Annotated in this window: 13 protein-coding genes and 1 pseudogene; 6 read left to right on the forward strand and 8 right to left on the reverse strand. The window is 69.6% G+C overall.

Annotated features, from left to right (window positions below; all coding sequences use genetic code 11):
- Positions 1-68: 68 nt before the first annotated feature.
- The 6 genes from pntB to F9278_RS00475 all read right to left on the reverse strand — a co-directional run bounded on the left by pntB (position 69) and on the right by F9278_RS00475 (position 5,805).
- Positions 69-1,499, reverse strand: a complete 1,431-nt coding sequence (gene pntB / locus F9278_RS00450) for a Re/Si-specific NAD(P)(+) transhydrogenase subunit beta (RefSeq protein ID WP_152166458.1) — start codon at positions 1,497-1,499, stop codon at positions 69-71.
- Between the two features lie 6 nt (positions 1,500-1,505).
- Positions 1,506-3,068: a Re/Si-specific NAD(P)(+) transhydrogenase subunit alpha gene (locus F9278_RS00455; protein ID WP_152166459.1), complete on the reverse strand. Its 1,563-nt coding sequence runs from the start codon at positions 3,066-3,068 to the stop codon at positions 1,506-1,508.
- 96 nt (positions 3,069-3,164) lie between these two features.
- Entirely contained in the window at positions 3,165-3,890 is a 726-nt protein-coding gene (locus F9278_RS00460) for a hypothetical protein (RefSeq protein WP_152166460.1), read from the reverse strand.
- Between the two features lie 129 nt (positions 3,891-4,019).
- Positions 4,020-4,664 (reverse strand): hypothetical protein, encoded by a 645-nt coding sequence (locus F9278_RS00465; protein WP_226966551.1) that lies wholly within the window; start codon positions 4,662-4,664, stop codon positions 4,020-4,022.
- Positions 4,665-4,716: 52 nt separating this feature from the next.
- Entirely contained in the window at positions 4,717-5,073 is a 357-nt protein-coding gene (locus F9278_RS00470) for a hypothetical protein (RefSeq protein WP_152166461.1), read from the reverse strand.
- 153 nt (positions 5,074-5,226) lie between these two features.
- A complete protein-coding gene (locus F9278_RS00475) occupies positions 5,227-5,805 on the reverse strand; it encodes a dienelactone hydrolase family protein (protein ID WP_152166462.1) in 579 nt (192 codons plus the stop codon).
- A 347-nt stretch (positions 5,806-6,152) separates the two neighbouring features.
- Between F9278_RS00475 and F9278_RS00480 the strand changes: the two genes are divergently transcribed.
- From F9278_RS00480 to F9278_RS00495, 4 genes are all read left to right on the forward strand, one after another.
- A complete protein-coding gene (locus tag F9278_RS00480) occupies positions 6,153-7,568 on the forward strand; it encodes a family 2B encapsulin nanocompartment shell protein (protein WP_152166463.1) in 1,416 nt (471 codons plus the stop codon).
- A gap of 233 nt (positions 7,569-7,801) precedes the next feature.
- The gene (locus F9278_RS00485) at positions 7,802-9,169 is read left to right on the forward strand and encodes a family 2 encapsulin nanocompartment cargo protein terpene cyclase (protein WP_152166464.1); all 1,368 of its coding nucleotides are present in this window, start codon (positions 7,802-7,804) and stop codon (positions 9,167-9,169) included.
- Positions 9,170-9,218: 49 nt separating this feature from the next.
- Positions 9,219-10,103, forward strand: a complete 885-nt coding sequence (locus F9278_RS00490; RefSeq protein ID WP_152173606.1) for a geranyl diphosphate 2-C-methyltransferase — start codon at positions 9,219-9,221, stop codon at positions 10,101-10,103.
- 131 nt (positions 10,104-10,234) lie between these two features.
- Positions 10,235-10,609 (forward strand): hypothetical protein, encoded by a 375-nt coding sequence (locus tag F9278_RS00495; protein WP_152166465.1) that lies wholly within the window; start codon positions 10,235-10,237, stop codon positions 10,607-10,609.
- A 102-nt stretch (positions 10,610-10,711) separates the two neighbouring features.
- On the opposite strand, the pseudogene F9278_RS48395 reads toward F9278_RS00495, so the two are convergent.
- Positions 10,712-11,740, reverse strand: a pseudogene (locus F9278_RS48395) (FAD-dependent oxidoreductase); the annotation flags it as partial.
- Here F9278_RS48395 and F9278_RS00505 point away from each other — a divergent pair.
- Positions 11,728-12,270 (forward strand): TetR/AcrR family transcriptional regulator C-terminal domain-containing protein, encoded by a 543-nt coding sequence (locus F9278_RS00505; RefSeq protein ID WP_152166466.1) that lies wholly within the window; start codon positions 11,728-11,730, stop codon positions 12,268-12,270. The pseudogene F9278_RS48395 and the gene F9278_RS00505 sit on opposite strands and share 13 nt — an antisense overlap.
- Before the next feature lie 181 nt (positions 12,271-12,451).
- On the opposite strand, the gene F9278_RS00510 is transcribed toward F9278_RS00505, so the two are convergent.
- Positions 12,452-13,507, reverse strand: coding sequence for a PQQ-dependent sugar dehydrogenase (locus F9278_RS00510; protein WP_152166467.1), 1,056 nt, complete (start codon positions 13,505-13,507; stop codon positions 12,452-12,454).
- Between the two features lie 293 nt (positions 13,508-13,800).
- Between F9278_RS00510 and pqqA the strand changes: the two genes are divergently transcribed.
- Positions 13,801-13,914 (forward strand): pyrroloquinoline quinone precursor peptide PqqA, encoded by a 114-nt coding sequence (pqqA, locus tag F9278_RS00515; RefSeq protein ID WP_152166468.1) that lies wholly within the window; start codon positions 13,801-13,803, stop codon positions 13,912-13,914.

Raw genomic sequence — 13,914 nt, forward strand, 5'->3', positions numbered from 1 at the left:
GGACGGCTTACCGTCCGGGACACCTGTCGCGATTGGCGATTGGCGATTGGCGATTGGCGATTGGCGATTCAGCGTGACGTGCCGGCCATCTCCGGTACCGGTGTGTCGAGGGCGTCGAGGCCACGCAGGATGTCCTCCACCCGTTGTTTGGCGTCGCCGAAGAGCATCTGGGTGTTCTCGCGGAAGAAGAGCGGGTTCTGCACGCCCGCGTAGCCGACCGCCATGGACCGCTTGAAGACCACCACGTGGGCGGCCTCCCATACGTGCAGGACGGGCATGCCGGCGATGGGGCTGGCCGGGTTGTCGATGGCGGCCGGGTTGACGGTGTCGTTGGCACCGATGACGAGGACGACCGAGGTGGCGGGGAAGTCGTCGTTGATCTCGTCCATTTCGAGGACGATGTCGTACGGCACGTTGGCCTCGGCGAGCAGCACGTTCATGTGTCCGGGCAGCCGGCCGGCGACCGGGTGGATGCCGAAGCGGACCTCGACGCCCCGTTCGCGCAGTTTGCGGGCCAGTTCGGCCACCGGGTACTGGGCCTGGGCGACGGCCATGCCGTAGCCGGGAGCGATGATCACCGAGGTGGCGTCGCGCAGCAGTTCCGCGGTCTCCTCGGCGTTGATCTCCTGGTGTTCGCCCTGTTCGCCGTCGTCTTCCGCCGCCGGGGTGCCGAAGCCGCCCGCGATCACCGAGATGAAGGAGCGGTTCATCGCCTTGCACATGATGTACGAGAGGTAGGCGCCGGAGGAGCCGACGAGCGCGCCGGTGACGATGAGCAGGTTGTTCGCGAGGAGGAAACCGGAGGCCGCGGCGGCCCAGCCGGAGTAGCTGTTGAGCATGGAGACGACGACCGGCATGTCACCGCCGCCGATGGAGGCGACCAGGTGTGCGCCGAGGGCGAGCGCGATCACGGTGACGGCGATGAGCAGGCCCATGCCGGGGCGGGCCACGAAGGCGACGGTGAGCGCGACGAAGGCGACGAGGGCGCTCACGTTGAGGATGTGCTTGCCGGGCAGGGTCAGGGGGCGGGAGTCGATGCGCGCGGACAGCTTCAGGTACGCGACGACGGAGCCGGTGAAGGTGACGGCGCCGATGAACACCCCGATGAACACCTCGGCGTGGTGGATGCCCAGCAGCGATCCGGAGAGTTCGGCGTCGACGTCGAGGTAGCCGTTCCAGCCGACGAACGCGGCGGCGAGGCCGACGAGGCTGTGCATGATGGCGATCAGTTCGGGCATGCCGGTCATCTCGACGACCCGGGCGCGCCACAGTCCGATGCCCGCGCCGAGGGCCATGGCGACGGCGATCAGTACGAGACCGGTCGACGTGATGTTCCGGGAGGCGAGCCCGACGGTGGCGGCCAGGGCGATGACCATGCCCGTGATGCCCCAGACGACTCCCGAGCGGGACGTCCGGTGCTGGGAGAGCCCCGCGAGGCTGAGGATGAACAGCAACGCGGCGACGACGTAGGCGGCTTCTGCGGCCGTGACGATGGTCATCCCTGATCAGCCCTTCGAGAACATGCCGAGCATGCGGCGGGTGACGGCGAATCCGCCGAAGATGTTGATGCCGGCCAGCAGGATCGCGGCGAACGACAGTACGGTGACGGCGGTGTTGCCGTGTCCGATCTGCAGCAGCGCGCCGACCACGACGATCCCGGAGATGGCGTTGGTGACCGACATCAGCGGGGTGTGCAGTGCGTGGTGCACCTGGCCGATGACGTAGAAGCCGATGACGATCGCCAGCACGAACACCGTGAAGTGGCCGATGAGTTCGCTCGGCGAGAAGGCGGTCACCAGGAACAGGGCGAGCGCTCCGGCGCCGACGAGGGCGTAGGTGGAGCGGGCCGGGCGTGCGGGCTTCGCCGCCGCCGCGGAGGACGGCGTGGCGGGTTCCGGGGCGGCGTCGGGGGCGGGGGTGGGCGCGGCGGACACCTGTACCGGGGGCGGGGGCCAGGTCTTCTCTCCGTCGTGGACCACGGTCATCGAGCGCTGCACGATGTCGTCGAGGTCGAGGACGAGGCGGCCGTCCTTGCCGGGGGTGAGTAGCTTCATCAGGTTGACGAGGTTGGTGCCGTAGAGCTGTGAGGCCTGGGCGGGGAGGCGGCCGGGCAGGTCGGTGTAGCCGATGATCGTCACGTCGTTGTCGGTGACGACGGCCTTGCCGGCGACCGTTCCCTCGACGTTGCCGCCCTGGGCGGCGGCCATGTCGACGATGACGCTGCCGGGCTTCATGCGGGCGACGTCGGCGGCGGTGATGAGTCTCGGTGCCGGACGGCCCGGGATGAGCGCGGTGGTGATGATGATGTCGACGTCGGCCGCCTGCTCGGCGTACAACCGCCCGGCGTGCCGGTTGTAGTCGTCCGAGGTGGCCTTGGCGTAGCCGTCGGTGCTCACTTCCTGCGCGGCCGAGACCGTGAGGAACTCGCCGCCCAGGGAGCGGACCTGTTCGGCGACCTCGGGCCGGGGGTCGGTGGCGCGGACCACGGCGCCGAGGCTGCGGGCGGCGCCGATCGCCGCGAGTCCGGCGACCCCGGCGCCGGCCACCAGGACCTTGGCGGGGGGCACCTTGCCGGCGGCGGTCACCTGTCCGGTGAAGAACCGTCCGAAGGCGTGCGCGGCCTCGACGACGGCCCGGTATCCGGCGATGTTCGCCATCGAGCTGAGGACGTCCAGCGACTGGGCTCGGGAGATGCGGGGCACGGCGTCCATGGCGAGGACGGTGATGGGTCGCCGGGCCAGATCCTCGACCAGTTCCGGGTTGAACGCCGGGCTGATCAGCGCGATCAGTGTCGCCCCGTCGGGCAGTCGGCCGATCTCCTCGGTGGAGGGGCCGTTCACCTTGAGCACGATCTGTGCCGCCCACGGGTCGCCGAGCCGGGCGCCGGCCTCCTCGTAGGCCGCGTCGGAGAAGCGGGACGACGCCCCCGCCCCCGGTTCGACCACCACGTCGTACCCGAGCGTGACAAGCTTTCCCACGGTGGCCGGGGTCGCCGCCACCCTCGTCTCACCCACGGTCGACTCGGCCGGGACGCCGATGCTCTGGGGTTCGGGTTCCGCTTGGACCATCCTCTGCCTCACTTCCCTGTGATTCCGGCTGTGATTCCTGTGCCCGCTTGTTGACCCATGCCCCAGGAGTACGAGGTGGATACGGGACCGGAGCGCTCAATCGGTGGTCGGGGGGCCGGGATTGCCGTCGTACGGCGGCGATGTGGGCGCGGTGAGCGCGGGGGCCCGTGGTGTCCTCACCGATCCCCTGGGTGGTGGCAGCCGCGCTTCCTGGGGCCAGCCGTTCAGTCGGGTGAACTGACGCATGAAGCGCTCGCACCGTGCGGTGCGGTCGTCGCCTCGGTCGGGCAGCCGAGTGCGCTCGATCATCCGTGCGGGGTCCGGCTCGGACGGTTCCAGCATGGGTATCTCGGCGTCGGCGAACTCGCCGCCGCCCAGGCTTCCCGCCGCCAGCGCAAGGGCCGTCGCGGTCACGACGCCGACACACGTCCGCGTGGGGCTGAACACCGCGTGCACCGGTTCACGGTGCCCCTGCCGAAGCTCATGGTCCGTCGACTGATCCGTCGACTGGTCCGTCGACTCGCAGGGGTCCCACTCGATGAGTCCGACCGTGTCTCCCGATCCGGCGACACGGAAGGCGAGGTCGAGCCCGCTCGGGGACTCGCCACCGCACGCGCCGACCAGTACGGTGCCCAGCTCCCGGGGCGCGAGAGGCCGGCCCGCGTCGACGAGGCGTCCCTGAACGAATCTGCGGTCGGTGATCACGTCGATGCCGGGGACCGTGCGCAGACCGAGCAACCGCGCCCACGTCTCCCGGGCCGTGGCGACGAGCCGGTCCAGGGGCACGGGGGCGTGCATCGTTCCCACGAGGTCGACGGACATGCCGACGAAGAAAGCCGCTCAGCGCCGCCCGCCCGTGTCCGTTTTCGTACTGGCGGGCCGAACCTTGCGGCGCGCGTGCAGGAGCCGCTGTTGTTTCAGTGCCCTTCCCGACGGGCCTGCGGAAGAGGCTTATAGAGAAGGTACGTTGGGCAAATCCTCGGCGTCGCAGGTGTCTGTGCGGGCCTTGGTGGCGGCGAGTCGGGCGGACCATTCGCGTTCGGCGACGGTGAGGCCGCTCTCCAGGGTGTCGACGAACAGCGTTCGGTTCACCGTCGCCACCGTCGGCTCGCGCCGGGGCTCGGTGTCCCGGGCAGCGCCGCCGTCGTCGCGTACTCGGCAGGCGAGGTGGATCCGGTCCCCGTCGGGGAACGCGAACGCTGTGACGTCGTCGGTGCACTCTCCCCACTCCAGGAACGCACAGCGTGCGAGTGCCGCTTCGGCGCCGTGTGCGGTATGGGTATCGGTATCGGCGTGCATCCAGTTCTCGGCGATGCGGAAGGCCTCGGACGGCGAGGTGAAGCCGTTCGGCGGCGTGGTCGGCGTGCGGAAGCGTTCGAGTTCGTCCTTGAGCTTCTTGACCAGCAGGGGTGGGTAGAACGCGTTGTCCCACGTGTTCGCGTGGAGCCCGCCGATGAAGACGTCGACGCACAGCAGCCCCGGGTCCCGTTCGACGTGGAACTCCAAACCGAATGCGGTCTGCGACCCGAACAACATGGCTACCTTCCCGGCCGTGGCGCGACGATCCGCTTTCGGTGCTGCGGTGCTGGACGACACAGCGGCCGAGCGCAACATCGCCGCCGACGAGCAGGGGAACTCGGTCCGCCGTTCAATAGCCGGGCGGGATCCGGTCCTGTGGGCCGTCCGCCGTTTCCGCCGTGCCTTGCTCCATCCGCGCCCGCTCGGCCACGGTCGGGTCGGTCGAGTCCGAGACCAGTTCCGCGACGCGTAGAGTGCACTCCCACTCCGTCAGCTTGCCCTTGATCACCACCAGGTACGTCTCCTGGTCGGCGAAGCGGTACACCTGACGCCGCTTCTCGATGATGCTCCGGCTCGGCACATACGTGTGGACGGCAGCGCGGAGCGCCTTCAGGGCCTCGTCCTTCGTCTCCCGCCCACGGCAGATGAACTCGGTCCTGTACGCCTCACCGTAGGAGTACTGCACCGTCACAGCCCAGTTGCCCATGCCCACTCCCCCATCCCCCCGCCCTCGCGCCCTTGCCCGGCAGTCGCAGCTCAGGCTCCGGGGGAAACGCTAACGCCGGTGATGAGGCTTGGCTACGTCGACCGCGGGCCCGCGAGCGGTTCACCACGCGGACAGCGGCAGGTGGTCGCTGACCTACTTGACGCGGTCGAGGAAGGCGAGCACGCGATCGTTGACCTGCTGCGCGGCCTGTTCGTCGTAGGACGGCAGACTGCTGTCGGTGAACAGGTGTCTGTCGCCGGGGTAGAGGAACAACTCGGCGTCCGCCGCGGTCTCGACGAGCGCGCGAGCGGCGTCCACATCGCCCTCCCCCGCGAAGAAGGGATCCGCGTCCATGCCGTGGACCTGGACCGGGACGTCCTGGGGCCAGACGTCGCCGAACTCCGAGACCGGGACGCAGGCTTCGAGCAGCAGTGCGCCCTTCGCACCGGGGCGGGTCTGGGCCAGTCGCTGTGCCGACATGACGCCGAGGGAGAATCCGACGTGGACGAGTTCTGCGGGCAGCTGTTCCGCGGCGGCCGTTCCGCGCGCCGCGATCGTGTCGAAGCCGACGCTCCGGCCGTAGCCGATGCCCTCCTCAAGGCTGTCGAACACGTGCCCCTCGTACAGGTCCGGGGCGTGGACGGTGTGTCCGGCGCGGCGCAACCGCTCGGCGAACTCGCGCACGCCCGTGGTCAGCCCGTGTCCGTGGTGGAAGACCAGCACCTCAGCCATGTCGCTCCCCTCGTGTCGCGGTGCCCGTGTGGCATCTGCGGCACGAGTATGGCCCCCGGCACTGACATCCACGGGCCCGGCCGGACGGGGTGCGGCGGTGACGGCCGTAAGGGTCCGGTGGTACGGGGCGTTGACACATAACGGGCCGATAAACCGCATTGCACCGATTATCACTGCTTCGAGGTAAGCATCTTGTCTCCCTGGTGGATGCGGCCAGTCCGGCGGCTAACTTTCTGCAGGTGGACGGATTCCTGTGATCCTTCTCGCCCGCCCCCAACTCCTCCGTGTCCTTCGTTCGGCGCACTCCTGCGCGCCGGACGACCCGCCGTGCAAGGAGAAAGCCCTCGATGTCCGTCGACAGCGTCCGGGAAGCTCGGACCACATCCGACGCACCGCAGCAGTCCCTGGGTACTGCCGCCGCCCGTAACCTCGCCACGACCACCAAGTCCGCCCCGCAGATGCAGGAGATCACCTCCCGCTGGTTGCTGCGGATGCTGCCCTGGGTCGAGGCCGAGGGTGGCGCCTACCGGGTCAACCGGCGACTGCGCCATACCGTCGGCGACGGGCGCGTCGCATTCGTCCAGGAGGGCGCCACGGTCCGGGTGATCCCCCGGGAACTCGGTGAACTGGCCCTGCTGCGCGGATTCGAGGACACGGACGTCCTCACCGCCCTCGCCGACCGCTGCGCACAGCGCGACTTCGTGGCGGGCGAAGTCCTCGTCGAGCGCGGCAGCCCCGCCGAGGGGATCCATCTGATCGCCCACGGCCGGGTCGGCCAGACGTCCGAGGGCAAGTACGGCGGAGAGATCGCCATCGCGGTCCTCTCGGACGGCGAACACTTCGGTGAGAACGCCCTGCTGGACCCCGACGCCCGCCACGACCGTACGGTCACCGCCGAGACCGCCGGTACCCTCCTCACCCTCTCCCGTGCCGGCTTCGCCGCCGTCCGGGCCTCCGCGCCCCGTCTCCAGGCCCACGTCGACCGGTTCGGCTCCCGCACACGGCAGCGGCAGAACAAGCACGGCGAGGCCGAGATCGCGCTGACGGCAGGTCACGTCGGCGAGGTCGACCTGCCGAGCGCCTTCGTCGACTACGAACTGGAGCCGCGCGAGTACGAACTGTCCGTCGCGCAGACCGTTCTGCGGGTCCACACCCGGGTCGCCGACCTCTACAACGGTCCGATGAACCAGAGCGAGGAGCAACTCCGGCTCACCATCGAGGCCTTGCGTGAGCGCCAGGAACACGAGCTGATCAACAACCGCGAGTTCGGGCTGCTGCACAACGCCGACTTCAAGCAACGCATCCAACCCCGCTCGGGCCCGCCGACCCCGGACGACATGGACGATCTCCTCTGCCGGCGACGCGGCACCAAACTGTTCCTCGCCCATCCCAGGACCATCGCCGCCATCGGACGTGGCTTCAACGCCCACGGTCTCTACCCCGACCATGTCGACCTCGGCGGGCAGTCCGTCCCCGCGTGGCGCGGGGTCCCCATCCTGCCGTGCAACAAGATCCCGATCAGCAAGGAACAGACCAGTTCCATCATCGCGATGCGCACGGGCGAGAAGAACCAGGGCGTCATCGGCCTGTGGCGGACCGGGCTGCTGGACGAGTACGAAGACGGCCTCTCCGTGCGCTTCATGGGCATCAACGAACAGGCGATCATCTCCTACCTCGTCAGCACCTACTACTCCGCCGCGGTGCTCCTGCCCGACGCCCTCGGCGTGATGGAGAACGTCCAGATCGCCCCCGCCCCGCGCTGACGGGCCTACGCGCTGACGGGCCTTCGGGCTGACGCGCCTACGGGCTTACGGGCTTACGGGCTTACGGGCTTACGGGCTTACGGGCTTACGGGCTTACGGGCTTACGGGCTTACGGGCTTACGGGCTTACGGGCTTACGGGCTTACGGCCTGATCCGCCGCGCGCACGGCGAAGCATCCACCCCACCGCAGCAATACGGCGGAGCACCCGCCCCACCGCAGCAAGGAGCTACCGATGCCCGACTCCGGGCCCCTCGGGTCCTCACCCCCTGAGCAGCGGCCGACGCCGCACACGGCCCTGCCGGACGCCCCCGCGCCGGTGATCCCGGACCTCCCGGTCGCACCGATCGCCTCCGGCTTTCTGGCAGCACTGCATCCGGCGGTCATGACGCCCGGTCCGCCACCGGCTCCCGCCCCCGCACCGGCGCCTGCACCCGCACCCGCACCCGCCAAGAGCACCGGCACCGCCGTACGGGAATCGGCGGACGCACCCGCACCCGACTCCGCGCTTCAGGGAATCCTGCGCGGGTCGACCGGGCTGGGCATGACCGCGCTCGCCCTGGCCGACCGGTACAGGGCCGCGCTGCCGGCGCCGGAGTCCCCGGCACCCGTTCCGCCCGCCGAGGGGCGAGCCGTTCCCGGTCTGTATCACCACCCCGTCCCGGAGCCCGACCCGGTGCGTGTCGAAGAGGTGAGCCGCCGGATCAAGCGCTGGGCCGAGGACGAGGTCCAGCTCTATCCGGAGGAGTGGGAGGGGCAGTTCGACGGCTTCTCCGTCGGCCGTTACATGGTCGCCTGCCACCCCGACGCCCCCACGGTCGACCATCTGATGCTGGCCACCCGGCTGATGGTCGCGGAGAACGCGGTGGACGACTGCTACTGCGAGGACCACGGCGGGTCACCCGTCGGTCTCGGCGGACGCCTCCTGCTCGCGCACACCGCGCTCGATCACGTCCACAGCACGGCGGAGTACGCACCGGCGTGGCAGGAGTCGCTCGGATCGGACGCCCCGCGTCGGGCGTACCGCAGCGCGATGGACTACTTCGTCCGGGCGACCACACCCTCCCAGGCGGATCGGTACCGGCATGACATGGCCCGTCTGCACATGGGCTATCTCGCCGAGGCCGCGTGGGCGCAGACCGGTCATGTGCCGGAGGTGTGGGAGTACCTGGCGATGCGTCAGTTCAACAACTTCCGCCCCTGTCCCACGATCACCGACGCCGTCGGCGGCTACGAACTGCCGGCGGACGCGCACGCCCGGCCGGACATGCAGCGGGTCATCGCCCTCGCGGGCAACGCGACGACCATCGTCAACGACCTGTACTCGTACACCAAGGAACTCGACAGCCCCGGCCTCCATCTGAACCTGCCGGTGGTGATCGCGAAGCGCGAGCAGCTGTCCGAGCGCGACGCCTATCTCAAGGCCGTCGAGGTCCACAACGAACTCCAGCACGCCTTCGAGGCCGCCGCGGCCGAGCTGGCGCGGGCCTGCCCGCTGCCCACCGTGCTGCGGTTCCTCAGGGGCGTGGCCGCCTGGGTCGACGGCAACCACGACTGGCACCGCACCAATACCTTCCGCTACACCCTGCCCGATTTCTGGTAAAGAACGGATACTTTCTGTGATCACTGAGACCACTGCCACGTCCGCCGCCCTGTCCGCCACCGCGTCCGCCGCCACGTCCGCCGTCACCGCGAAGATCCCGGCTCCGGCGTCGCCGTACCAGGGGGACATCGCCCGCTACTGGAACAACGAGGCGCGGCCCGTCAACCTGCGCCTCGGTGACGTGGACGGGCTCTACCACCATCACTACGGCATCGGCGCCGTGGACCACGCCGCGCTCGGCGACCCGGCGCACAGCGAGTACGAGAAGAAGCTCATCGCGGAGCTGCACCGGCTGGAGTCGGCGCAGGCGGAGTTCCTCCTGGACCACCTCGGCGGCGTCGGTGCGGACGACACCCTCGTCGACGCCGGCTGCGGGCGCGGCGGCTCCATGGTGATGGCTCACCAGCGCTTCGGCAGCAGGGTCGAGGGGGTCACCCTGTCCGCCACCCAGGCCGACTTCGGCAACAACCGGGCGCGGGAACTCCGTATCGACGACCGTGTCCGTTCCCGTGTGTGCAACATGCTCGACACGCCGTTCGACAAGGGCAGCGTCGCGGCCTCGTGGAACAACGAGTCGACCATGTACGTCGACCTTCACGACCTGTTCGCGGAGCACTCGCGTTTCCTGAAGCCGGGCGGCCGGTACGTGACCATCACCGGCTGCTGGAACCCCCGTTACGGCCAGCCGTCGAAGTGGGTCTCCCAGATCAACGCGCACTTCGAGTGCAACATCCACTCCCGCCGCGAGTATCTGCGCGCCATGGCCGACAACCGGCTCGTGCCGCACACCATCGTGGACCTCACCTCGGACACCCTGCCGTACTGGGAGTTGCGGGCGACGTCCTCGCTGGTCACCGGAATCGAGGAGGCGTTCATCGAGTCCTACCGGGACGGCTCCTTCCAGTACGTCCTGATCGCGGCCGACCGCGTGTGAGCCCGCTCTCGCGGGGCCGGGCCGCCGTTCAGGGGTCCGGCCCCGCGAGTCGTGGTGACGGCTGATCACAGTCGGGCCGCGATGCGATCCCGTGCGGTGCCGAACCGGTCATTCCGTGGTGCAGTCTTGCCATGGCCTCACCGCCCGAGGACGACCAGGACACTCCGGCGCCTCCCCAGACCCGTGAACGCCCCTCCCTGCTCATGGACATCGCGGTCGCCCTGCTGTTCCTGGCCGCGGACGTCATCATCGTCGTGGTCGCCACGATGCTGTTGGTGATGATCGGCATGGGCACCGCTCAGCCACCGGACTCTTCCTCAACCGCGCGCTCCCGCGATGTCCCCGTCCTGATGTGGCTCGCCGTCTGGGGCATTCCGGCCCTGGCGGCGACCCATGCGGTCGTGCACGGCCTCCTGAGGATGCCGGTCACCGCCGTCATCCAGAGCCTGTTCGCGCTCACCTGCACGCTCCTGGCCGTGGCGTGGACGCGCATGCTGCTGTCGTGACGCGGTCGTGTCGAAGACGCCGAGGACGAGGACGAGGACGAGGACGGTGGCAACGAGGCCAGTCGCTACGAGGACGGTCGCGGGGGCCTTCGCTTCCGGTGGTCAGGACGGCTGGACCTCGTCGAAGAGGGCGAGGGCCTGGGAGGGGTCCGGGCTCACCAGGCGTTCCAGGCCTGCCGTGGTGATTTTCGCCCACCTCGCGGCGCGTGCCCACATCCGCTCCTCGAAGGCGTGGACGGCCTCGTCCAGTTCGCCGGGACCGGTAGCGGCGGCGGCAACGACGGCCTCGGCGAGTTCGGCGCCTTCCAGCATCGCGAGGTTCGCGCCCGCCCCCAGGGGCGGCATCAGGTGGGCGGCGTCGCCCAGGAGCGTCACTCCGGGGACGTGGGGCCAGGTGTGGGACACGGGAAGGACGTAGAGGGGGCGGTGGACGAAAGCCGTGCCGTGGCGGAGGAGGTCGCGGACGGGGGCGGCCCAGCCGTCGAACAGGGCCAGCAGGCTCGCTCGTACGGCCTCGACGTCGGCCTAGTCCAGGTCTGCGTGCCCGTCGAGCGGCGCGCGGAACTGGGCGTACACCTTGACGTGACCGCCGCTGTTGCGCTGGGCGACGAGGGATCGGTTGACGCCGTACACGGCCACGGAACCGTCGCCGACCAACCGGGCGAGGTCGGGGTGGCGGGTGTCGACGTCGTCGAGGGAGGTCTCGACCGAGGTGACGCCGGTGTAGTGCGGTGTCACCGATGAGACCGCCGGGCGGACCCGGGACCAGGCGCCGTCCGCGCCGACGACGAGGTCGAACGTCTCCTGCCGCCCGTCCACGAAATGGACCACCGCGCCGCCGCCGACCCCCGGCACCGCCTTCGCCACACCCCGCCCCCACCGGACGTCGAGAGGGCCGAGCAGCAGGTCACGGAGTTGCCCGCGGTCGATCTCGGGATTGGCCCGTTCGTCCGGGCGGGGTCGCCAGTCGCGCAGGACGGTCCCGTCCGTGTCCAGGATGCGCATGGCCTGCCCCTCGGGACGGGACAGCGCCTGGAACTCCGTCAGCAACCCGGCTTTGTCCAGGGCGAGTTGCCCCAGCCCTACGCAAGGTCGCCGCCCGGCTGGACGCCGGTCCCATGCGCTTGTACGGCTATATCTCCACCAAGGAGGGACTGTTCGACCTCATGGTGGACGAGGTCCAGGGCGAGATCCTCCCCGAGGAGCGGCCCGGTGACTGGCGGGAGGCGCTGAGTGCCCTCGCCCACCGCACCAGGCGGACCGCACTGCGTCACGAGTGGCTGGCCGACCTGCTCGGTGGCCGCCCGACGCTCGGCCCGAACGGTCTCGCCGTGACCGAGGCCACGCTGGCGGCCCTCGACGGCCTCGCCGACATCGACACCGTCATGCGGGCCGTGGAGACCGTCAGCGCCTACTCCAACGGCGCGATCAGGCGCGAGATCGAGAACCTGCGGGCCGAGCGCGCCACGGGCCTGTCCGAGCTCGACTGGCAGCGCGCCTCCGGTCCGCATGTGACGAGCATGCTGGCCACGGGCCGCTTCCCCGCGCTGGCCAAGGCGGTGTACGACGCGACGGACGTGGACGCCGAGGCATCCTTCGCGACCGGCCTCGACTGGGTCCTCGACGCCGTGGCCGTCAGGCTCACCCGGTCGTCCGCGTGACGTCCGCCGCGCCCCACCGGTCCGGCTGCTTCCGGGCGCAGTGGCAGGGCCTCCCGGCCGCCCGGGGTGGCGATCCCGGACGGCGACGCCAGGAGGCCCTGTTGGTTGTCACCGCGGTCTCCGAATCCTCTCGCGCTCGCGTCCCCGGGGCCCCGGAGTCCGACGCGTCGCCCGTCGTGAGCTACCGCAGATCGACCTGGAACACCTTGTCCGCGCCGTCCGGCTCGCCTCCGTTGTTGTCGGCGTTGGTGGTGGACAGCCACAGGGCGTTCGCGCCGGGGACCTTCTCCACCGTGCGCAGTCGGCCGTACTGGGTGGTGTAGTACGCGGTGGGGGTGCCGGCGCTGGTGCCGCTGACCGGGATGCGCCACAGCCGCTCGCCGCGCAGCGCCGCCATGTAGAGGGCTCCGTCGGCGTAGGTGACCGCGCTCGGGGAGGCCTCGCTGACGGCCCACTGCCGCTGGGGGCTCGTCATACCGGACGTGGAGCAACTGCCCTCGCAGACCGGCCAGCCGTAGTTCTTGCCGGACTCGATCAGGTTCAGTTCGTCGTACCTGCTGTTGCCGAACTCGGCTTCCCAGAGCCTGCCTTGGGCGTCCCAGGTGAGGCCCTGGGGGTTGCGGTGGCCGAGGGAGTAGACGAGCGTGCCGAACGGGTTGCCGGGGGCGGGTTTGCCGTCCTTCGTCATCCGCAGAATCTTCCCGTTGAGGGAGTTCCTGTCCTGCGCGAGGTTGCTGTTCTGCGCATCGCCCGTGGTGGCGTAGAGGTGGCCGTCCGGGCCGAACTTGACGCGCCCGCCGTTGTGGTACCTGTTCTTGGCGATGCCGGTGACGAGGACCGTGTAGCCGCTGAGCGAGGAGCCGTCGTACGTCATCCGGACGATGCGGTTGTCGGAGGCCGCCGAGTGCATCAGGTAGACGTGGTGGTCGCTGTTCCAGGTCGGTGAGACCGCCACTCCGAGGAGGCCGCCCTCGCCGCTGGTGGTCACGACATTGGGCACCCTGCCGATCTCGGTCCTGGTGCCCGCCTGGGTGAGCTTGAACAGCTTGAAGGAGTCCCGTTCGGTGACGAGCGCCGACCCGTCGGGCAGCCAGCTCAGGCCCCAGGGGACGGTCCAGCCGGAGGAGACGGTTCGGACGGCCGACGGGACGGAGTCGGTGCCGGCCGCGGCGCCGAGCAGACCTGTGGTGAGAGCGGCCACGGCAGCGGCCGTGGTGATGGTTCGGAATGCGCGCATGGGCGAACTCCTCGCTGTGGGGGGTGTCATGAAGCCCTCCGGAAGGTAGGAGGTATGCGATCGAGGGTCAAGGGCGGTTAAAGCCAAAGGTTCATACCTTCAACTGGTGAATCGATGTTCGATTCCCGCTTCACCTGTGGTTTCGCCAATATGCCCGACAGTGGCCGACCTTGAGGTTCTCGTTTTCGGCCAACGAGAGATCGGATCACTTTAGTGACGACCCATTGACCGGGCTGCCGGATGCTGGCGATGCTGCACCACAGGTTTCCCACAGCGGAAGGCAGGTACGGCACATGACCGAATCCGTACAGCAGGTCGACGAGGAAGCTCCGAGCTGGCAGACCCCCGACTTCGTGGTCGTCGAGACCGCGCTGGAGGTCACCGCGTATTTCCTGAGCGACCGTTAG

Origin of the sequence: Streptomyces phaeolivaceus (assembly GCF_009184865.1) — a bacterium.
Taxonomy (GTDB): Bacteria; Actinomycetota; Actinomycetes; order Streptomycetales; family Streptomycetaceae; genus Streptomyces; species Streptomyces phaeolivaceus.